This is a genomic window from Pseudomonas solani (assembly GCF_026072635.1).
Taxonomy (GTDB): Bacteria; Pseudomonadota; Gammaproteobacteria; order Pseudomonadales; family Pseudomonadaceae; genus Metapseudomonas; species Metapseudomonas solani.
Map to the genome: position 1 here is coordinate 377,717 of NZ_AP023081.1, position 19,353 is coordinate 397,069.

General features: G+C 65.5%; 18 protein-coding genes and 3 tRNA genes. 1 reads left to right on the forward strand and 20 read right to left on the reverse strand.

Going from position 1 to position 19,353, the window contains the following annotated elements:
• Positions 1-31: 31 nt before the first annotated feature.
• From PSm6_RS01740 to PSm6_RS01760, 5 genes are all read right to left on the reverse strand, one after another.
• Positions 32-1,531 carry a DUF3383 domain-containing protein gene (locus tag PSm6_RS01740; RefSeq protein WP_265169359.1) on the reverse strand — a complete coding sequence of 500 codons (1,500 nt, stop codon included), beginning with the start codon at positions 1,529-1,531 and terminating at the stop codon, positions 32-34.
• Position 1,532: 1 nt separating this feature from the next.
• Entirely contained in the window at positions 1,533-2,066 is a 534-nt protein-coding gene (locus PSm6_RS01745) for a phage neck terminator protein (RefSeq protein WP_265169361.1), read from the reverse strand.
• A gap of 102 nt (positions 2,067-2,168) precedes the next feature.
• The gene (locus tag PSm6_RS01750; RefSeq protein ID WP_031287380.1) at positions 2,169-2,444 is read right to left on the reverse strand and encodes a phage holin family protein; all 276 of its coding nucleotides are present in this window, start codon (positions 2,442-2,444) and stop codon (positions 2,169-2,171) included.
• On the reverse strand, positions 2,437-2,811 hold the full coding sequence (locus tag PSm6_RS01755) for a putative holin (protein WP_021218480.1): 375 nt from the start codon (positions 2,809-2,811) through the stop codon (positions 2,437-2,439). The genes PSm6_RS01750 and PSm6_RS01755 overlap by 8 nt, the downstream gene beginning before the upstream one ends.
• Before the next feature lie 169 nt (positions 2,812-2,980).
• On the reverse strand, positions 2,981-3,511 hold the full coding sequence (locus PSm6_RS01760; RefSeq protein WP_031287379.1) for a hypothetical protein: 531 nt from the start codon (positions 3,509-3,511) through the stop codon (positions 2,981-2,983).
• A 190-nt stretch (positions 3,512-3,701) separates the two neighbouring features.
• Between PSm6_RS01760 and PSm6_RS01765 the strand changes: the two genes are divergently transcribed.
• Positions 3,702-4,412: an XRE family transcriptional regulator gene (locus tag PSm6_RS01765; RefSeq protein WP_265169365.1), complete on the forward strand. Its 711-nt coding sequence runs from the start codon at positions 3,702-3,704 to the stop codon at positions 4,410-4,412.
• Positions 4,413-4,677: 265 nt separating this feature from the next.
• Here PSm6_RS01765 and PSm6_RS01770 read toward each other — a convergent pair.
• The 15 genes from PSm6_RS01770 to PSm6_RS01840 all read right to left on the reverse strand — a co-directional run bounded on the left by PSm6_RS01770 (position 4,678) and on the right by PSm6_RS01840 (position 19,256).
• Positions 4,678-4,754: transfer RNA gene (locus PSm6_RS01770), tRNA-Arg, on the reverse strand.
• 73 nt (positions 4,755-4,827) lie between these two features.
• A tRNA-Arg gene (locus PSm6_RS01775) sits at positions 4,828-4,904 on the reverse strand.
• Positions 4,905-5,011: 107 nt separating this feature from the next.
• A tRNA-Ser gene (locus tag PSm6_RS01780) sits at positions 5,012-5,101 on the reverse strand.
• 61 nt (positions 5,102-5,162) lie between these two features.
• Positions 5,163-5,348, reverse strand: a complete 186-nt coding sequence (csrA, locus tag PSm6_RS01785; protein WP_003283978.1) for a carbon storage regulator CsrA — start codon at positions 5,346-5,348, stop codon at positions 5,163-5,165.
• Between the two features lie 186 nt (positions 5,349-5,534).
• A complete protein-coding gene (locus tag PSm6_RS01790; RefSeq protein ID WP_021218477.1) occupies positions 5,535-6,770 on the reverse strand; it encodes an aspartate kinase in 1,236 nt (411 codons plus the stop codon).
• A 101-nt stretch (positions 6,771-6,871) separates the two neighbouring features.
• Positions 6,872-9,493 carry an alanine--tRNA ligase gene (gene alaS, locus PSm6_RS01795; RefSeq protein ID WP_265169377.1) on the reverse strand — a complete coding sequence of 874 codons (2,622 nt, stop codon included), beginning with the start codon at positions 9,491-9,493 and terminating at the stop codon, positions 6,872-6,874.
• Between the two features lie 121 nt (positions 9,494-9,614).
• Positions 9,615-10,619 (reverse strand): low-specificity L-threonine aldolase, encoded by a 1,005-nt coding sequence (ltaE, locus tag PSm6_RS01800; RefSeq protein WP_265169378.1) that lies wholly within the window; start codon positions 10,617-10,619, stop codon positions 9,615-9,617.
• Positions 10,620-10,746: 127 nt separating this feature from the next.
• Positions 10,747-11,748: a succinylglutamate desuccinylase gene (astE, locus tag PSm6_RS01805; RefSeq protein WP_021218474.1), complete on the reverse strand. Its 1,002-nt coding sequence runs from the start codon at positions 11,746-11,748 to the stop codon at positions 10,747-10,749.
• 10 nt (positions 11,749-11,758) lie between these two features.
• A complete protein-coding gene (locus tag PSm6_RS01810; RefSeq protein WP_021218473.1) occupies positions 11,759-12,055 on the reverse strand; it encodes a hypothetical protein in 297 nt (98 codons plus the stop codon).
• A 104-nt stretch (positions 12,056-12,159) separates the two neighbouring features.
• On the reverse strand, positions 12,160-13,506 hold the full coding sequence (gene astB, locus PSm6_RS01815; protein WP_265169379.1) for an N-succinylarginine dihydrolase: 1,347 nt from the start codon (positions 13,504-13,506) through the stop codon (positions 12,160-12,162).
• On the reverse strand, positions 13,503-14,966 hold the full coding sequence (astD, locus tag PSm6_RS01820) for a succinylglutamate-semialdehyde dehydrogenase (RefSeq protein WP_265169380.1): 1,464 nt from the start codon (positions 14,964-14,966) through the stop codon (positions 13,503-13,505). The genes astB and astD overlap by 4 nt, the downstream gene beginning before the upstream one ends.
• Complete coding sequence (astA, locus tag PSm6_RS01825; RefSeq protein WP_265169381.1) at positions 14,963-15,988, reverse strand: arginine N-succinyltransferase; 1,026 nt, start codon at positions 15,986-15,988, stop codon at positions 14,963-14,965. Before astA ends, astD begins: the two co-directional genes overlap by 4 nt.
• 77 nt (positions 15,989-16,065) lie before the next feature.
• Positions 16,066-17,082 carry an arginine/ornithine succinyltransferase subunit alpha gene (aruF, locus tag PSm6_RS01830; RefSeq protein WP_021218469.1) on the reverse strand — a complete coding sequence of 339 codons (1,017 nt, stop codon included), beginning with the start codon at positions 17,080-17,082 and terminating at the stop codon, positions 16,066-16,068.
• Between the two features lie 148 nt (positions 17,083-17,230).
• A complete protein-coding gene (locus PSm6_RS01835) occupies positions 17,231-18,451 on the reverse strand; it encodes an aspartate aminotransferase family protein (protein WP_021218468.1) in 1,221 nt (406 codons plus the stop codon).
• Between the two features lie 346 nt (positions 18,452-18,797).
• Entirely contained in the window at positions 18,798-19,256 is a 459-nt protein-coding gene (locus tag PSm6_RS01840; protein ID WP_184487893.1) for a GNAT family N-acetyltransferase, read from the reverse strand.
• Positions 19,257-19,353: the final 97 nt, after the last annotated feature.

A 19,353-nucleotide genomic window follows, 5' to 3' on the forward strand; every position in this document is an offset into this window, starting at 1 on the left:
GAAGGGGCCGAAAAATAGGTTGGCGATGGGATCAGCGATCGAAGTTGACCAGCACGTCCACCGAGTGCACGGCGCCGGCCATCTTCAGGGCCACCTGGATCGGCGGCGCCTTGCGCTGCTCACGGTCGGAGGTGGACAGGTTGTCGACGCTATCGGCCCAGACGTAGAAGCCTTCGTCGAGGCGCTCGCCGCTGACGAGGTTGCCGAAGGGGTCGCCGTTCCATACGCCGGGGGCGAAGGCGCCGTTGTTCACGCCTTCGCGGCAGACCTTGCGTACCGAGGCGAGCAGACGGGCGACGCCCGCGTCGGTCAGCGGCACCTTGCCCGGGGAGCGGTACAGGGTGGCGAAGACTTCCTTCTGCACGGCATCGACGTACCAGTCGAGGATGTGCACTTCATCGAAGAAGCGACCGCCGATGACGGTGCCTTCGGCGACCATCGCCGACTCGTCGAAGTAGGTGTAGAAGTTCAGGCCCAGCTTGCGGCACTTGTCGGCCTCGGTGAGGGTCAGGTTGTCCGCGCTGATGCCTGGCAGCTGCTTGAACTTCATGGTCAGGGTGGAGTTGTTGGCGGCGAAGTTCACCGACAGCGCACGGGCCAGCCAGCTGTTCACCGCATAGGGGTCGTTCTTGTCGAAGACCGCGACGGTGCGATGGCTCTGGCGATCCACCAGGCGCTTGAAGGGGTTGCTGGCGACGTTCTCCAGGTGGCTCGGGTTCTGGGTGGTGACACCGAAAACCTTCTTGTCGGCGGCCAGCACCCAGGCGGAAGCCTGTTCGATCTCGTCGTCGGTCAGGGACGCGGCGACGGTGGCGGCGTACCAGCCGGCGTTGACGTCCAGCAGCGCGGCGAAGGCCTGCGGCAGGGTCTGCGCGGAAAGCACCAGGGCATCGGCACCGGCGACCTTCTGCGCCATGCCGTTCTCCAGGCGCAGCAGGCCACCCAGGTAGGTGCCGGCGGCGCCCAGGTCCTGGGCGAAGCCGATGGCCTTGGCGGCGCCAGCGACATCGGCGTCGAGGATGAAGCGGTTGGCGACGGCGTCATAACGGCAGCTGACGGCCTGGGCGGTCAGCTTGGCGTCGATCAGCGCGGCGATGGCGGCGAAATCGGCGGCGGCGCTGAAGTTCAGGCCGCTCACGTCCTGGCGCACGCCATCGACGGTGATGGACAGCTGGCCGGCGCTCACTGCCTTCAGTTGCTCCAGGGTGGCCAGCAGCGGGGTGCCGTTGATGGCGGCCTTGACCGCCGGCACGTTGCGGGTCGATTTCAGCCAGCGTGCCACCAGCAGTTGCTTGGGTCGCGGGCTCTGGGCGAAAAAGGCGCTGGCGGCGATGGCGGTCTGCGAGGAGCTGCCGAAGGCGGCCTCGACTTCGGCCTGGCTGGCGCAACTGATGTACAGGGTCGAGGCGTCGATGAAGACGTTACCGGCCTCGGGGGTGAACAGGGCCAGTTGGCCGAAGTCGCGGCGCGGGGTGGATACCGGCTGCACGTTGAGTTGTACGTTTACGATCTGCGAAAGCGGAAGGGACATATCAGGTCTCCGATGTATTCACTGTGAGGGTGGCGGTGAGGCCCGTATCGGTGTGGGCGGTCACCACCGAGGAAGCGATGTGTTTCTGTTCCAGGGTCACGCGGTGGTCGTGGCCGAGGACGAGGTCGATGCGTGCCTGTTCACGGGCTACGCCCGCCTCGACGCTGGACAGGTTTTCGATCAGCGCCGTGCGCAGCAGGGCAACACCGAGGCGCCGCAAGCGGTCCTGGGCGAGGCTGGACTGCAGCACCGAGCGCGCGTCATGGATCAGGTTCAGGGCGCCGGCGCCGTAGCCGACGAGGCCGAAGGTGGTCTCGCAGCTGGTGACGACGGTTTCCCGTTCGTTGTTGCCGTTGAATTCGCGGCGGGACTTGCCCTGTTCCGCCGACTGCGTTTCACGCAGGCTGGCGTAGAGGCCGGACGGCGGTGCCGCTGCCTGGTCCGCCGCGATCAACGCGCCGACCGGCAGTTCGAGCAGGCCGCGCAATGCCTCGCGCAGGGCGACGACATCCAGCCGAGTGGCGGTGATGGCCATTGAGTCCTCCTGGTAAATAGGTGCGACCAGGCAAGCGGCGCGCAGGAGTGCGCGCCGCCGCCTCTCGGGTCGCGGTGGATAAGTTGAAAACGAAGTGGGCGATCAGCCCAGGTGCAGGATCCGTGCGAGATTGCCGCGGGCCCGAAGCACCAGGAACAACAGGATCAGCAGGACGCCGAGCATCCAGGGCGAAAGGTGCTCGCCCTGGTAACGCCCGAGGGCGATGGTCAGTGCCTGGCATCCCGTGCACAGCGCCAGGAGGTAGGCGCAAAGTGAAACGCCGGGGCGAAAGCGTGAGCCACGCCGCCGGTAGATCAGCAGTCGGAAGCAGATCGCTGCGCAAACCACGAGGGTGCCGGTGGCCAATGGATCATCCATCCTTGCCTCCCGTTCCACGCCGCAGGATCGTCCGCAACCAGGAAGGCAGCTGACCGCCGCGCATCCATTCCAGAAGACCAACGCCTGCTGTCACGCAGAGCGTCGCAGCGACGAACGCCACTGCCCCGCTGGTTTGCGAAATACCGCGACTGACCGCCTCGACGGCGGTGTAGTAACCGCCGACCCAGGACACCAACAGGTAGCCCACACGAGTGAGGGCGCCATAGTCACGGGCGAACACCACGAAGAAGATCGCGCCGCCGAAGCCGCCGATCAGTGCATTTCCATCGACACCGGGCACGATCATCGCGACCCCGGCGCCAGCTACTCCGCCTGCCATGGCGACCGCAATGCTGGGCTCGGTCATGGAAGACTCCTTGCAAGAAGGCCCGGCGGATTTCGCCAGACCCAGAAACGCCAAAGCCCGCAGTGCGCGGGCTTCGGTTGGTTTGATTTCGATCTTGGAGCTATCTTACCTTTATCGTCCCATATCGTCAATATGGGAAAAGCCGTTTTTTAAAAGAAATTTTTCCTCATCAATGTGCAATAACGATCCCCGCGCTGGACATGGGTACTTCGAGGCGCGCCACTGCGTCACGTAGCTTGCCCGCCACCTTGGTGCGCCAGTCCTGGTCCCAGCGATGAAGCGTGCTTTTGGACAGCCCGGTGAGCCGCTCGACTTCGCGGATGCTGTGCGGCGGGCGACGGAACATACGCATTAATAGTGCGAGCGCCGCACGCTGCTCGGCCGAGTCGGCCTGCGGGCGCAGCCAGTCACGCAGGGCCGCGATCGCCACCACGAAATCGCGCCCATGCGCGTACTCGGCCTGCACCACCGCCAGCTCCAGCGGGTGATCGGCCAGCAGGCGCTGGGCGAAACGGATGGTCATTACCGACTGCGCCTGCCACTCGTGCGGGCTCAAACCGCTGGGCAGCTTGCTGACGAAGCTGGTGTCGAAACGCTCGCGCAGCACATCGATGGCCATCGCCGTCGACGAGCGCGGGCCGGCCTTGTGCTCAGCCATCCAGTAAGCAACTGCCAGCGCCTGTTCTGTAGTCTGGAACATGTATTTCCCCTTCCCATGGGCCGACCCCCTGGCCGGCTGAACGATGAAAGCCGCCCCATTTCGCCGCTCCCCAGGTCATCAACGGACCGGGGAAGGCGCCATGGGACGGCAGAATTTCTGGTACGGATTATATAGTAGTACCTATATTTTTGCACTTGCATTGACATAGGTCCGCCCTTATTCTGCGCCCATGGAACTCAAAGACCGCATCAAGGCCGCCCGCAAGCACGCCAACCTGAGTCAGGTTCAGCTCGCCAGCGCCGCAGGCATGACACAGACCTCTATATCCGACCTGGAACGCGGCAAATCCCGCGCGACCAGCTTCGCCACCCAGATCGCTACCATCTGCGGGGTCAGCCCGCGCTGGCTCGCGGAAGGCCATGGCGAGATGCTGGAGGGCCGCATGAGCCGCCAGCCAGGCAATGCCGACTGGTTCGGTGGCGTGGAGTCCTGGGACGATGAAACGCCGCTGGATGCCGACGAGATCGAGCTGCCCTTCTATAAGGAAGTGGAGCTGTCCGGCGGCAAGGGCAGCACGGTGGTGCTGCAGACCACCGGGCGCAAGCTGCGCTTCGGCAAGTATTCGCTGCGCAAGAAGAACATCGATGCCGCCAGCGCAGCCTGCGTGACGGTGAACGGCAACAGCATGGAGCCGGTGCTGCCCGACGGCAGCACGGTGGGCGTGGACACCAGCGCGCGCACCATCAAGGACGGCGACATGTACGCCTTCGACCACGACGGCCAACTGCGCGTGAAGCTGCTCTACCGCCTCCCAGGGGGCGGCCTGCGCGTGCGCAGCTTCAACAGCGACGAGCACCCCGACGAGCGCTACGAGCCCGACGAGGCCGCCGAGCACATCCAGATCATTGGCCGGGTGTTCTGGTACTCCGTCCTGCTCTGAACCCACCTCTCCAAACGCGAAGCCCGGCCCATTGCCGGGCCTTTTCATTACAGCCCCTACCCTCCACCACCCCACAAAGCAACGCGCCACGGAGAACCCTGGAGACAGCGAGAAGGGAAGGCATTTGGCTTGCAGCTTGCGGCTTGCGGCTTGCAGCTTGTGGCTTGTGGCTTACCGCTTGTGGCTTGCGGCGCTTGCCACTGCCGTATCACTTTTTCAGACACAAAGAAAAAGGGCCTGCATTTCTGCAGGCCCTTCTCTTGTATGGCGCACTCAGGAGGATTCGAACCTCCGACCGCCCGGTTCGTAGCCGGGTACTCTATCCAGCTGAGCTATGAGTGCGTTTCGGTGGTTTTAGACCAGGTCACCACTGGTTGTCCCCAAGATACGCCGACCTCGATCGTCGTATCTGATATGGCGCACTCAGGAGGATTCGAACCTCCGACCGCCCGGTTCGTAGCCGGGTACTCTATCCAGCTGAGCTATGAGTGCGTGTAGGGCGCGCATTATAGAGATCCTTCAATCTTCGTCAACTGCTTTTTCGATATTTTTCAACAACTTATCGAACTAACCGCTGACGTCTCTATAACACTGAATAATGGCGGAGAAGGGGGATTCGAACCCCCGACACCCTTTTGAGGTGTACTCCCTTAGCAGGGGAGCGCCTTCGGCCACTCGGCCACCTCTCCGCAACACGGGGCGCATGATATCCATGTTTTCCCCGTTTGCAAAGCAAAAAATGCAGAAAAATTAGTGGCTTGGTTCTTGGTCTTTCTCTTTCTGTATGCGTTGGTAAATCTCTTCACGGTGCACGGCAACCTCCTTCGGCGCGTTAACGCCAATGCGCACCTGATTACCTTTCACGCCTAACACGGTGACAGTGACGTCGTCACCCACCATCAGGGTCTCTCCGACCCGGCGAGTCAGAATCAGCATTCCTTTCTCCTCACGGATTTAAGTTCAGGGACAAAACAGTCTGCAAAAAAGAAATGGCATCGCCCCCTCAGGATATCAAGGGGTCTCCACCCAAGTATTGACCAGCACTGGCAAAAGGAAAGTTCCAACAGTACCGGCCAAAAACGACAAAAGGCGCGGGGTTAGCCGCGCCTTTCGCTATAAGCCTCACTCACCCTGTCGGGCGGGGGCGTCCAGCTCGAAAGCGGTGTGAAGGGCACGCACGGCCAGCTCGAGGTACTTCTCCTCGATGACCACGGACACCTTGATCTCGGACGTGGAGATCATCTGGATGTTGATGCTCTCCTTGGCCAGGGCCTCGAACATACGGCTGGCCACGCCCGCGTGGGAGCGCATGCCGACGCCGACGATGGAGACCTTGGCGATCTTGGTGTCGCCACTGACTTCACGGGCACCGATCTCGCGAGCGGTCTGTTCCAGCACCTGCAGCGCGTTCTGGTAGTCGTTGCGGTGCACGGTGAAGGTGAAGTCGGTGGTGTTATCGTGCGCGACGTTCTGCACGATCATGTCCACTTCGATATTGGCGGCACTGATCGGCCCGAGGATCTTGAAGGCAACGCCGGGGGTATCCGGTACGCCACGGATGGTCAGCTTGGCCTCGTCGCGATTGAAGGCGATGCCGGAGATGATCGGCTGTTCCATGGATTCCTCTTCATCAAGGGTAATGAGGGTGCCCGGACCCTCCTGGAAGCTGTGCAGCACGCGCAGCGGGACGTTGTACTTGCCGGCGAACTCCACCGAGCGGATCTGCAGCACCTTGGAGCCGAGGCTGGCCATTTCCAGCATCTCCTCGAAGGTGATCTTGTCCAGGCGCTGGGCCTGGGGCACCACGCGCGGGTCGGTGGTGTAGACGCCATCTACATCGGTATAGATCTGGCACTCGTCGGCCTTCAGCGCCGCCGCCAGGGCCACGCCGGTGGTGTCGGAGCCGCCACGGCCGAGGGTGGTGATGTTGCCGTGCTCGTCCACGCCCTGGAAGCCGGCGACCACGACCACGCGACCCGCCTTGAGGTCGCTGCGGATCTTCTGGTCGTCGATCTGCAGGATGCGCGCCTTGTTGTGGGCGCTGTCGGTGAGGATGCGCACCTGGTTGCCGGTATAGGAAACCGCCGGCACGCCACGCTTGATCAGCGCCATGGAGAGCAGGGCAATGGTCACCTGCTCACCGGTGGAGACCATCACGTCCAGCTCACGCGGCACCGGCTTATCGCTGATCTGCTTGGCCAGGTCGATGAGACGGTTGGTTTCGCCGCTCATGGCGGAAACCACCACCACGATGTCGTCGCCGCCTTCGCGGAATTTCTTGACCTTCTCGGCCACCTGCTCGATGCGCTCGACGGTGCCGACCGAGGTCCCCCCAAACTTCTGTACGATCAAAGCCATTTCAAAAGCCGCCTAATCCCGTGAAGGGCGCCCATTAAACAATCAACGCAGAACACTGCCAAGGCCCGCCGGGCGTGGGGCGGGCCGTTGGCGGCGGGGTCTTACAGACCCTGCTCGACGAACGGTACGGCCAGGGCCAGAGCCTGCTCCAGAGCCGCGGCATCGGTGCCACCGCCACGGGCCATGTCAGGACGTCCACCACCCTTGCCGCCGACCGCAGCCGCGGCCTGCTTCATCAGATCGCCGGCTTTGAGTTGGCCGGTCAGGTCCTGGGTGACGCCGGCGACCAGTGTCACCTTGCCCTCCAGCGCGCCGCCGAGCAGGATCACTGCGCGGCCGAGCTTGTTCTTCAGTTGGTCGACCAGCGCCAGCAGCGCATCGCCGTCCAGGTCCAGGCGCGCGGCCAGGACCTTCACACCCTTGACGTCCACGGCCGAGGCCGCGAGGTCGTTGCCGGCGGCGCTGGCCGCCTTGGCCTTGAGCTGCTCCAGCTCCTTCTCCAGCTGGCGGTTGCGTTCCACCAGGGCGGAGAGCTTGTCCAGCAGGTTGTCACGGCTGCCCTTGACCAGGCCGGCCGCTTCCTTGAGCTGTTCTTCCGCGCCGTTCAGGTAGGCCAGCGCCGCTGCGCCGGTCACCGCCTCGATACGACGTACGCCAGCGGCCACGCCGCCTTCGCTGGTGATCTTGAACAGGCCGATGTCGCCGGTGCGGGACACGTGGGTACCGCCGCACAGCTCGACGGAGAAGCCGTCGCCCATGCTCAGCACGCGCACCTGGTCACCGTACTTCTCGCCGAACAGCGCCATGGCGCCCTTGGCCTTGGCGGTCTCGATATCGGTTTCCTCGGTATCGACCGCGCTGTTCTTGCGGATCTCGGCGTTGACAATGTCTTCCAGCGCCTTCAGCTGCTCGGGCTTGATCGCCTCGAAGTGGCTGAAGTCGAAGCGCAGGCGCTGGCTGTCCACCAGGGAGCCCTTCTGTTGTACGTGCTCGCCCAGTACCTGGCGCAGCGCAGCGTGCAGCAGGTGGGTGGCCGAATGGTTGAGCGCGGTGGCCTGGCGCACTTCGCCTGCCACTTCCGCCTTGACCGAAGCACCGGCGCTCAGGCTGCCCTTGGCGACCACGCCATGGTGCAGGAAGGCACCGCCGGCCTTGGTGGTGTCTCGCACGTCGAAGCGCACACCGGCGCCTTCGAGGTAGCCGCAGTCACCGATCTGGCCGCCGGATTCGGCGTAGAACGGGGTCTGGTCGAGGACGACGACGCCCTCCTCGCCTTCCTGCAGGCTGTCGACCGCCTGGCCGTCCTTGAACAGCGCGACGATCTGGCCGGCGCCGGAGTATCCCTGGTAGCCGAGGAAGCGGGTATCACCATCAACCTTGACCAGGCTGTTGTAGTCCATGCCGAAGGCACTGGAAGCACGGGCGCGCTGGCGCTGGGCTTCCATTTCACGCTCGAAGCCTTCCTCGTCGATGGTCAGCTCGCGCTCGCGGGCGATGTCGGCGGTGAGGTCCGCAGGGAAGCCGTAGGTGTCGTACAGCTTGAACACCACGTCGCCCGGGATGACGCTGCCGGAGAGGCCGGCCAGGTCCTGCTCGAGGATCTTCAGGCCGTTCTCCAGGGTCTTGGCGAACTGCTCTTCCTCGGTCTTCAGTACGCGCTCGATGTGTTCCTGCTGCTGCTTGAGCTCGGGGAAGGCTTCGCCCATCTCGCCAACCAGCGCGGCGACGATCTGGTGGAAGAAGCTGCCCTTGGCACCCAGCTTGTTGCCGTGACGGCAGGCGCGGCGAATGATGCGGCGCAACACGTAGCCACGGCCTTCGTTGGACGGCAGCACGCCGTCGGCGATCAGGAAGGAGCAGGAGCGGATGTGGTCGGCGACCACCTTCAGCGAGGCCTGGCCTTCGTTGGCGCAGCCGATGGCCTTGGCAGCGGCGTTCAGCAGGCTCTGGAACAGGTCGATCTCGTAGTTCGAGTTGACGTGCTGCAGCACGGCGCTGACGCGTTCCAGGCCCATGCCGGTGTCAACGCTCGGCGCCGGCAGCGGGTGCATCACGCCGTCCGCCGTGCGGTTGAACTGCATGAAGACGTTGTTCCAGATCTCGATGTAGCGGTCGCCGTCCTCTTCCGGGGAGCCGGGCGGGCCGCCCCAGATGTCCGGGCCGTGGTCGTAGAAGATCTCGGTGCAAGGGCCGCACGGGCCGGTGTCGCCCATCGCCCAGAAGTTGTCGGAGGCATACGGCGCGCCCTTGTTGTCGCCGATGCGGACCATGCGCTCGGCGGGGATGCCGACTTCCTTGGTCCAGATGTCGTAGGCCTCGTCATCGCTGGCGTAGACGGTAACCCAGAGCTTGTCCTTGGGCAGGTTCAGCCATTTGTCCGAGGTGAGGAATTCCCAGGCATAGGTAATGGCATCGCGCTTGAAATAGTCGCCGAAGCTGAAGTTGCCCAGCATCTCGAAGAAGGTGTGGTGGCGCGCGGTGTAGCCGACGTTGTCCAGGTCGTTGTGCTTGCCACCGGCACGCACGCACTTCTGGCTGGTGGTGGCGCGGGTGTAGGCGCGCTTTTCCAGGCCCAGGAAGCAGTCCTTGAACTGGTTCATGCCGGCGTTGGTGAACAGCAGGGTCGGGTCGTTGCCCGGGATCAGGGAGCTGGAGGCGACGCGAGTGTGCCCCTTCTCTTCGAAGAAGCTCAGGAAGGCTTCACGGATTTGAGCGCTTTTCATAGGTTCTTCCACGGAAACTGCGGCCACGAATCGCCGGCAAAGGGCCGCATTATATAGGCCCTGTGCCTGCGGGATAGTGCCTTTATGCGATAGAAAACGGCTATCGGAGGCTATCAGGTGATCAACGGCGGCGGAACTCGGCGAACGCCTCGATCACCCGCTCGATGCCGGCGGCATCGACGTCCAGGTGGGTCACCATACGCAAGCGCGGCGCGGCACTCAGGACGATGCCCCGCTCGGCCATGAAGGCTTTCGCGGCCGGCGCCTGCGAACCCAGGTCAACATAGACCATGTTGCTCTGCACCGGCTCCACGCTGTAGCCCAGTTCGGCCAGCCCGGCGCCCAGGCGCGTGGCGTTGGCGTGGTCGTCCGCCAGGCGCTGCACCTGGTGATCCAGGGCGTACAGGCCCGCAGCCGCCAGCAGGCCGGCCTGGCGCATGCCGCCGCCGACCATCTTGCGCAGGCGCCGGGCCTTGGCGATCAGTGCCGCGCTGCCGCACAGCACCGAACCCACCGGGGCGCCCAGGCCCTTGGACAGGCACACGGAAACCGAATCGAAATGCTGGGTGATCTCGCGGGCGTCCACGCCCAGCTTCACCGCCGCGTTGTACAGGCGCGCGCCGTCCAGGTGCAGCGCCAGGCCACGGCGCCGGGTCAGCTCCCGCGCCGCCGCCAGGTACGCCAGGGGCAGCACCTTGCCCTGCATGGTGTTTTCCAGCGCCAGCAGGCGGGTGCGGGCGAAGTGGAAATCGTCCTGCTTGATCGCCGCCTCGACCTTGGCCAGGTCGAGCGAGCCATCGGCCTCGCCATCGATGGGCTGCGGCTGGATCGAGCCGAGCACCGCCGCGCCGCCGCCTTCGTATTTATAGGTGTGGGCCTGCTGGCCGACGATGTACTCGTCACCGCGCTCGCAATGGGCCATCAGCCCCAGCAGGTTGCTCATGGTGCCGGTGGGCACGAAGAGCGCCGCCTCGAAGCCCAGGCGCTCCGCGAGCGTGGCTTCCAGGCGGTTGACGGTGGGGTCTTCGCCATAGACGTCATCACCCAGCGGCGCCGCCTGCATGGCGTCGCGCATGCCGGGCGTGGGTTGGGTGACGGTATCGCTGCGCAGGTCTATGACGGCCATCTCGGGGCTCCTTGGCTGGGTAAGGGAACGACCCTAAAGGAGCGCGACGAGAGGAGCAAGGGGGAGCGAAACGTCCTTCGGCAAGCCGTAGCCTGGGCATCAGCCCGGGAACGAGACGCGCATTGGATCAGTCGACTTCGGCGGGGACGATGAGGATGCCGGCGCGCAGGCCGTTCTTCACCTTCGGGTTGGGGAAGATGATGCGTGCACCCTCCTCCTCGATCACCCAGCGGGTGCCGGCGATGTCGTCGGCCAGCAGGTAGCCGACCGGCAGCTCGCTGAAGTTCTCGATGTCCGCCGGCAGGTGCAGCTGGAAGGCATCGCTGTGCTTGATCACCTCGCGGGACACGGCGAACAGCTGCAGCGCGCCGAGGTCCTCGCCCTCGCCTTCCGGCTCGGCGCCTTCCACCAACAGGCGCAAGCGTGCTTCCAGCAGGTCGAGGTTGACCTGGCCGTTCTCGCCGAACGGGCGCGCCTTGCCCAGCTCCAGGGTGAAGGCTTCGGCCTCCAGGCTGGCGTAGGTGTAGGAGCTGAAGGTGATACCGGTCTTGTTCTGCAGCAGCACCGCCTCGATGCCGGCGGCGCCCAGGCGCGCCAGTTCGCGGCGGGAATGTTCGCGCCCCTCCTTGTACGGATAGAGGGCGAACTGCTCGATCTTCGAGCCACGGATGGCGGTGTGCAGGTCGTAGTGCAGGCGGGTACGGCTCGGCTTGATGAAGAAGGCCGCGGCCAGGCGCTCCAACTCGTTGGCGCGCATCGCCTCGAAGCCGCTGGTCTGCTCGTGACGGCCATTGAACAGGCGGTTGATGTCCTGCTCCAGGTAGCGCTCGCCGCGGCGCATGGCCTCGGGGTTGCCGAGCAGGAAGAGAATGCGCGAGCGGGGCTTCAGCTCGCCGCGGGCCACGCCTTGCAGCAGGCGGTCCAGCAGTTCGATCGGTGCCGTCTCGTTGCCATGGATACCGGCGGAGAGCAGCAGGTCCATGCCGTTGTCGGCGTTGACGGGCGGGGTGACCTCAAGCGCCCCCTCGCCCAGCCAGTGCAGGCGGGTGCCCTCGGCGGTCAGTTGAATCTTCTCGGTCGGCTCGCGGCCGGCCAGGGTCAGTTCAAGCAGTTTGCCAAGGGCCAACATCCGCGCGTCCTCAATGATCGTGGTTGCAGTCCGGGCCATGCACGTGGCCGTCCTCGTCGTCATCACCGGCGTCGGCCGGCTCCATCTCCAGCTGCAGGCTGACCAGGTTGGTCGCCAGCGGGCGCAGCAACAGGTTGGCGTACTCGGTATCGCCTTCCTCGACATCCACGCCGATCAGCAGCTGGCCGTTGCCGGCGGTCTGGATCCAGACCTCCTTGCCCTGCCACATCACCGCAAAGCGCGTGCAGGAGGTTTCGAGCTGGGTACCGTCGGTGTCTTCGAGGATGAGTTGCAGGGCGTCGGACATCTTTGAACTCCTAGAGGGAAGCTGGAAGCTAAAAGCTGGAAGCCGGAAGTGGTTCACCGGCAGACGGAGTACCCACTTCCAGCTTCATGCTTCCAGCTACCGGCTCAAGTTAGTTGAAACGGATAAACGGCGCCCAGTTTAAGGATCTGCGTCAGCTCATCCAATGCCGTGCGGCATTCAGTGAGCAATTGTGGATCAGCCAGGTCGGTTTCGCTCAGGCGATCGCGGTAGTGCTTCTCCACCCAGCCGGTCAGGCTGTCGTAGAGCGAGGGGGTGAGGATCACGCCCTGGTTCACCGCCGCCAGCTCGTCGTCCTTCAGCGCCACGCGCAGGCGCAGGCAGGCGGGGCCGCCGCCGTTCTGCATGCTCTGCTTGAGGTCGAAGACCTTCACCTCGCGGATCGGGCCGTCCTCGGCGGTCAGGGTCTGCAGGTAGTTCCACACCCGCGCGTTGTTGCGGCACTCCTCCGGGACGATCAGCAGCATGCTGCCGTCGGCGCGGCTGAGCAGCTGGCTGTTGAACAGGTAGGAACGCACTGCGTCCTCCACCGTCACCGCATCACGGGGCACGCACACGGCCTGGAAGCGGCCACCGACGCGGCCCAGCTTGTCGTGCAGCTCGGCCAGCACCTTGTCGGTGTCGAGGAAGGCGTCTTCGTGGTGGAACAGCACTTCGCCGTTGCCCACCGCGATCACGTCGTTGTGGAACACGCCCTGGTCGATCACCGCCGGGTTCTGCTGGGCGTAGACCACGCCGGCCTCGCTCAGCCCGTGCAGGCGTGCGACGGCCTGGCTGGCCTCCAGGGTCTGCCGCGCCGGGTAGCGCGCCGGTGCCGGGAAGCGGCTGTCGAAGGCGCTGCGGCCGAACACGAAGAACTCCACGCCCGCCTCGCCATAGCCCTTGCAGAAACGGGTGTGGTTGGCCGCGCCTTCGTCACCGAACTGCGCCACTGCCGGCAGCGCGGCGTGGTGGGCGAAGTGGCGGTCGTTGGCGAACATCGCACCCAGCACACGGCTGGTGGTGGGGTGCTCGATGCTGCGGTGGAACTTGCAATTGAGGTTGGCGGCGGTGAAGTGCACGCGGCCATCGGCAGTGTCGGCGCTGGGGCTGACGGTGCAGGCGTTGGCGGTCCACATGCTCGAGGCCGAGCTGCAGGCGGCCAGCAGCGGCATGGCCTCCTTGGCGGCCTTCTCGATCACCTGGGCGTCGGTGCCGGCGAAGCCGAGGCTGCGCAGCGCGGCGACGTCGGGGCGCTCCTGCGGGGCCAGTACGCCCTGCTTGAAGCCCATGTCCATCAGCGCCTTCATCTTCGCCAGGCCCTGCAGGGCGGCTTCCTTGGGGCTGGAAGCGGCCTGGCTGTTGCTCTGCGACGCCACGTTGCCATACGACAGGCCGCCGTAGTTGTGGGTCGGGCCGACCAGACCGTCGAAGTTCACTTCATGGGCGCTCATAGGCTGACTCCAGGCGTCAGGGTTGCAGGCAGGGCAAGGGTTTCACTTTCCAGCGAAGCGACCGGGTAAGCGCAATAGTCAGCGGCGTAGTAGGCGCTGGCGCGGTGGTTGCCCGATGCGCCGATGCCCCCGAAGGGCGCACTGCTCGCGGCCCCGGTCAGTTGTTTGTTCCAGTTGACGATGCCGGCGCGGCTCTCGATGAAGAAGCGCTGGTACAGCTCGCGGGAATCCGACAGCAGCCCGGCAGCCAGGCCGTATTGGGTGGCATTGGCTTCGGCGATGGCGGCATCGAAATCGGCGTAGCGGATCACCTGCAGCAGCGGGCCGAAGAACTCCTCGTCCGGGCGCTCGGCCACGGCGGTGACGTCGAGGATGCCGGGGGTCAGCAGCGCAGCGGTTTCCAGCGGCTGGGACATGGCCAGCAGCGGCGTGGCGCCCTGGGCGATCAGGTGCTCCTGGGCCTTGAGCAGGTGGCGCGCGGCGTCCAGGGAGATCACCGAGCCCATGAAGGGCGCCGGCTGGGCGTCGAAGGCGCCGACCTGGATGCTCGCCGCCACCGCCACCAGGCGTGCCAGCAGCGCGTCGCCCCAGGCGCCTTGCGGCACCAGCAGGCGGCGGGCGCAGGTGCAGCGCTGGCCAGCGGAGATGAAGGCGGACTGGATGATGGTGTACACGGCGGCGTCGACGTCGGCGAGCTCGTCCACCACCAGCGGGTTGTTACCGCCCATCTCCAGCGCCAGGATCTTGTCCGGACGGCCGGCGAACTGCTGGTGCAGCAGGTTGCCGGTGCGGCTGGAACCGGTGAAGAACAGGCCATCGATGCCGGCGCTCGCGGCCAGGGCGATGCCGGTCTCGCGGGCGCCCTGCACCAGGTTGAGCACGCCGGCGGGCAGGCCCGCTTCGATCCAGCACTTGACCGTCAGCTCGGCGACCTTGGGGGTCAGCTCGCTGGGTTTGAAGATCACCGCGTTACCGGCCAGCAGCGCCGGCACGATGTGGCCGTTGGGCAGGTGGCCGGGGAAGTTGTAGGGGCCGAACACCGCCACCACGCCATGGGGCTTGTGGCGCAGCACGGCGGTGGCGTCGGCCAGGGGGCCGCTCTTCTCGCCGGTGCGTTCGCGGTAGCTCTGGATGGAGATGGCGACCTTGTTGACCATGGTGGTCACTTCGGTGGCCGACTCCCACAGCGGCTTGCCGGTCTCCTCGCCGATGCAGCGGGCGAGTTCGTCGGCGTGGGCCTTGAGGGTGAGGGCGAAGCGCTCCAGAACACCGATGCGCTCCTCCAGGCTCAGCCGGGCCCAGGCCGGGAAGGCGACACGGGCGGCGGCCACGGCGGCCTCGACCTGTTCGGCGCTGGCGCCCTGGCCGTTCCAGACGGATTCCTGGGTCACCGGGTTCAGCGAGTCGAAGGCCTCGCCCTGCCCCGCCTGCCAGGCGCCTGCGATGTAATGGGTGCTCATTTGACGGACTCCTTGGCCGACAGCGGCACGGCGCGGACCGAGGCGCCAGCCGAGAGTTTCAGACGCTTGGCGGTATCCGCGTCGACCACCAGCGTGCCAGCGGCCAGACGGGCCGGGGCGGCGGTGACGCGGCACTCCTCGCGCTTGCGGTTGTGGATCAGGTACGGCGTGGCATCGTCGCCCGGCGTACCCACGGCCAGCACCAGCGTCTGGCTGTCCTGCACGGCGCGGATCTTCGCGGTCTGGCACTCGATGGCGGGGCCGGCGTCGAAGATGTCGACGTAGCCCTGGAAGCTGAAGCCTTCACCCTTGAGCATGGCCAGCGCCGGCTCGGTGTCGGCGTGCACGCGGCCGATCACGTCACGGGCCGCCTCGGAGAGGAAGCAGGTGTAGAGCGGGAACTTGGGCATCAGCTCGGCGATGAAGGCCTTGTTGCCGACGCCGGTGAGGTAGTCCGCGCGGGAGAATTCCATCTTGAAGAAGTGCCGGCCGAGGCTGTCCCAGAAGGGCGAGACGCCGTTCTCGTCGGACATGCCGCGCATCTCGGCGATCACCTTGTCACCGAACAGCTCGGGGAACTCGGCGATGAACAGGAAGCGCGCCTTGGACAGCAGCCGGCCATTGAGGCCGGTGCGGTAGCCGGCGTGCAGGAACAGCGAGCAAAGCTCGGAGTTGCCGGTCAGGTCGTTGGCCAGGAACAGCGTGGGGATCTGCCGGTGGATGTTCAGCTCCTGGGAGGCGCTGACGGTGAGCCCGACCCGGTAGTTGTACCAGGGCTCGCGCAGGCCCACGGCGCCGGCCACGGCGGAGATGCCGACCACCTTGCCGTCGTCGTCCTCGAGCACGAACAGGTAGTCCGCGTCGCCCCGTTCGGCTTCGCCGTGGAAGGCCTTCTCCGCCCAGCCGACTCGGTGCGACAGGCGCTCCTCGTTGGCCGGGAGGGTGGTGAGGCCGGCACCGGTGCTGCGCGCCAGGTCGATCAGGGCAGGCAGGTCGGCGCTGCGTACGGGACGAACGATCATAGTGACTCCGTTAGAGCTGCATGCTTCAAGCGGCACGCTGCAAGCCGGCGGCAACGGCCGCCGCTTGGCGTTTCGGTTTAAATCGCTACCAGGCGCACGCTGGCGCCTTCACCCACGCCGAGGGCTTCGGCGATCTCCAGGCTGAGTTCCACCGGCTTGCCGGGCACCCAGTCGAGGTCCGCCACCACGGCGCGGAAGTCCTGCAGCAGGCCGTTGCTCACCAGGTACTGGCGGCCACCCTTCTGCTGCTCGCCGATGCGCACGGGCACGACGCGGCTCTGGGCGATGGAACGGATGCCGGAGGTGCGGGCGTGCAGGGTCGGGCCGCCATCGAAGATGTCGATGTAGTTGTCGGTCTCGAAGCCTTCACGCATCAGGATGTCGAAGGTGATCTGCGCGCGCGGGTGCACCTGGCCCATGGATTCCTGGGCCTCGTCCGGCAGCAGCGGCACGTAGATGGGGTAGTTGGGCATCAGCTCGGCGAGGAAGGTGCGGCTCTTCAGGCCCGAAAGGCGCTCGGCCTCGATGTAGTTCAGGTCGAAGAAGTTGCGCCCCACGGCGTTCCAGAACGGCGATTCGCCCTCGTCGTCGCTGTAGCCGACGATCTCCACCACCACCGCATCGGCGAAGCGCTCCGGGTGGCTGGCCATGAACATCAGGCGCGCCCGGGAGTTGAGCTCGGCGCTGGCGGTGCCCACCAGCTCGCGCTGCACGTAGAAGCTGGTCAGCAGGCTGTTGCCGGTGAGGTCGTGGCACAGCGAGAGGACGTGGATCTTGTTGTGGATCTTCAGCTCGCGCGAGGCGTGCACGAAGGTCTCGTTGCGGAAGCTGTAGAAGGGCTCGGAGAAGCCGGCCGAGGCGACGATGGCCGAGCAGCCGACCAGGCGGCCGGTCGCGGTGTCTTCCAGGACGAAGAAATAGCTTTCCTCACCGTTGAAGCTGACTTCCGCCGCGAACGAAGCTTCCGAGGCGGCGATCTTCTCACCAAGGCGCTCGGCGTCGTCCGGCAGCGAAGTGACACCAACGGGGCTGTCCGCAGCCAGGCGCTGAACATCGGCAAGGTCGGCCATTTGCGCGGGGCGCATCACCAGCATGGTGTCACTCCTTCAATAAAGGCTCCGGGCAACCCATGCGAGGTCGGCCGGAGAAAACGGCGGCCAAAAGGCCGCCGATCACGCATGAAAACGTTCATCCCTGGAATCGGAACCGCGGCACAGCCCTGTGCCGCGTATCACCCGGGCCTCAGGCCTGGGTCAGCTTGGCCACGGCGCGCTCGAAGCGGTCCAGGCCCTCGTCGATGTCGGCATCCGGGATCACCAGGCTGGGCGCGAAGCGCACCACATCCGGGCCGGCCTGCAGCACCATCACGGCTTCCTTCTCGGCGGCGTTGAGCACGTCCTTGGCCTTGCCCTTCCAGGCATCGGACAGGGCCGCGCCCAGCAGCAGGCCGAGGCCGCGCACTTCGGTGAAGATGCCGTACTTCTTGCCGATCGCCTCGAGGCGGGTCTTGAAGCGGTCGTGTTTGGCGTTGATGCCGCTCAGCACTTCCGGGGTGTTGATCACGTCCAGTACCGCTTCGGCCACGGCGCTGGCCAGCGGGTTGCCGCCATAGGTGGTGCCGTGAGTACCCACCACCAGGTGCTTGGCGATCTCGGTGGTGGTCAGCATGGCGCCGATGGGGAAACCGCCGCCCAGGCTCTTGGCGCTGGAGAGGATGTCCGGGGTCACGCCGTAGTTCTGGTAGGCGAACAACTTGCCGCTGCGGCCCATGCCGCTCTGCACTTCGTCGAACACCAGCAGCGCGTTGTGCTCGTCGCACAGCTTGCGCGCGCCTTCCAGGTAGGCCTGGGTGGCCGGCAGCACGCCGCCCTCGCCCTGCACGGGCTCGAGCACCACGGCGCAGGTCTTGTCGGAGATGGCGGCCTTCAGCGCTTCCAGGTCATTGAAGGGCACATGGGTGATGCCCTCGACCTTGGGGCCGAAGCCGTCGGAATACTTGGGCTGGCCACCGACGGTCACGGTGAACAGGGTGCGGCCGTGGAAGCTGTTGGTGGCCGAGATGATCTCGTGCTTCTGCGGGCCATAGACGTCATGGGCGTAGCGGCGGGCCAGCTTGAAGGCGGCCTCGTTGGCCTCGGCGCCGGAGTTGGCGAGGAACACGCGCTCGGCGAAGGTGGCGGCCACCAGCTTCTTGGCCAGGCGCAGGGCCGGCTCGTTGGTGAAGACGTTGGACACGTGCCAGATCTTGTTGGCCTGGTCGGTCAGTGCCTTGACCAGCGCCGGGTGAGCATGGCCGAGGGAGTTCACGGCGATACCGCCGGCGAAATCGATCAGTTCGCGGCCACTCTGGTCCCAGACTCGCGAACCCTCACCGCGTACCGGAATGAAAGCGGCGGGGGCGTAGTTGGGAACCATCACCTGATCGAAATCGGCGCGCTCGACCTGCGCATGCTCAACGGACATCAGTTTCTCCTGCCATGAACGGCTAGTGATGAAAGGATTGTAGGGACAGATTAGGGGTTGGCATTGCCGCCAAGCGACAACTTCTTACAGCGCCAACCCGCGAAAAACCGAGGCTTTCGTAAATGCGACAGAAAGCTTCGGGAAGGCGCAGTTTAAACGCGGATCGCCACGGGACGCACGGGGCGCAGCGCATCGGTCAGCGGATGACCGGCGAGGCTTCGATGACGACGCGAATGGCGATCGGCGACTGCCGGAACCGGGCGGTTCCGGCGTCCTTGCAAGGGCCGCTCGCGCAGGCCCGTGGAGCGGAGCCAGAGCGGACTCCGCGAAAGGCACCCTCCGCCCGCTAAAGCGGCATCCGGTACTCGATCACCCCCGGCCGCTCGGCGATCCAGTCATACAGCCGCTGGGCGGTGTGGTTACTCTCCTGGGTATGCCAGTACAGCCGGTCGCACTGCCTTTCCCGGGCCTGCCCCTGCACGTACTCGATCAGCCTCTTGCCGATCTTCTGGCCACGCACGCTGGGGGAGACGTAGAGGTCCTCCAGGTAGCAGAAGTCGTTCACGGCCCAGGTCGAGCGATGGAAGACGAAGTTGACGAAGCCGAAGATGTGCTCGCCATCCGTGGCGACGGCGGCCTGGACCGGCTCGCGCTCATCGAAGAACCGCGCCCAGGTCATCCGGGTGACCTCCGGGCTCAGGTCCACGCCATAGAACTCTTGGTACTTGCCCCAATACTCGGCCCATTTGTCGAAATCTTCCGGCTTCACCGGGCGAACCGAGATGAGTTGCTGCACTGCTGTCATGGAAATGCTCCTGTTTTCCATCCGGGGGGCCCTCCCTCCCGGAACTGCCGATCAAGCGCGGGCCCGCGCTGCTGCGCCGACTCCGCCAGGCTTGACC

What these genes read in the sequence shown, in the direction of transcription:
- PSm6_RS01740 (WP_265169359.1), bottom strand. Translation starts at nt 1,531, where the DNA reads ATGTCCCTTCCGCTTTCGCAGATCGTAAACGTACAACTCAACGTGCAG.
- PSm6_RS01745 (WP_265169361.1), bottom strand. Translation starts at nt 2,066, where the DNA reads ATGGCCATCACCGCCACTCGGCTGGATGTCGTCGCCCTGCGCGAGGCA.
- PSm6_RS01750 (WP_031287380.1), bottom strand. Translation starts at nt 2,444, where the DNA reads ATGGATGATCCATTGGCCACCGGCACCCTCGTGGTTTGCGCAGCGATC.
- PSm6_RS01755 (WP_021218480.1), bottom strand. Translation starts at nt 2,811, where the DNA reads ATGACCGAGCCCAGCATTGCGGTCGCCATGGCAGGCGGAGTAGCTGGC.
- PSm6_RS01760 (WP_031287379.1), bottom strand. Translation starts at nt 3,511, where the DNA reads ATGTTCCAGACTACAGAACAGGCGCTGGCAGTTGCTTACTGGATGGCT.
- PSm6_RS01765 (WP_265169365.1), top strand. Translation starts at nt 3,702, where the DNA reads ATGGAACTCAAAGACCGCATCAAGGCCGCCCGCAAGCACGCCAACCTG.
- csrA (WP_003283978.1), bottom strand. Translation starts at nt 5,348, where the DNA reads ATGCTGATTCTGACTCGCCGGGTCGGAGAGACCCTGATGGTGGGTGAC.
- PSm6_RS01790 (WP_021218477.1), bottom strand. Translation starts at nt 6,770, where the DNA reads ATGGCTTTGATCGTACAGAAGTTTGGGGGGACCTCGGTCGGCACCGTC.
- alaS (WP_265169377.1), bottom strand. Translation starts at nt 9,493, where the DNA reads ATGAAAAGCGCTCAAATCCGTGAAGCCTTCCTGAGCTTCTTCGAAGAG.
- ltaE (WP_265169378.1), bottom strand. Translation starts at nt 10,619, where the DNA reads ATGGCCGTCATAGACCTGCGCAGCGATACCGTCACCCAACCCACGCCC.
- astE (WP_021218474.1), bottom strand. Translation starts at nt 11,748, where the DNA reads ATGTTGGCCCTTGGCAAACTGCTTGAACTGACCCTGGCCGGCCGCGAG.
- PSm6_RS01810 (WP_021218473.1), bottom strand. Translation starts at nt 12,055, where the DNA reads ATGTCCGACGCCCTGCAACTCATCCTCGAAGACACCGACGGTACCCAG.
- astB (WP_265169379.1), bottom strand. Translation starts at nt 13,506, where the DNA reads ATGAGCGCCCATGAAGTGAACTTCGACGGTCTGGTCGGCCCGACCCAC.
- astD (WP_265169380.1), bottom strand. Translation starts at nt 14,966, where the DNA reads ATGAGCACCCATTACATCGCAGGCGCCTGGCAGGCGGGGCAGGGCGAG.
- astA (WP_265169381.1), bottom strand. Translation starts at nt 15,988, where the DNA reads ATGATCGTTCGTCCCGTACGCAGCGCCGACCTGCCTGCCCTGATCGAC.
- aruF (WP_021218469.1), bottom strand. Translation starts at nt 17,082, where the DNA reads ATGCTGGTGATGCGCCCCGCGCAAATGGCCGACCTTGCCGATGTTCAG.
- PSm6_RS01835 (WP_021218468.1), bottom strand. Translation starts at nt 18,451, where the DNA reads ATGTCCGTTGAGCATGCGCAGGTCGAGCGCGCCGATTTCGATCAGGTG.
- PSm6_RS01840 (WP_184487893.1), bottom strand. Translation starts at nt 19,256, where the DNA reads ATGACAGCAGTGCAGCAACTCATCTCGGTTCGCCCGGTGAAGCCGGAA.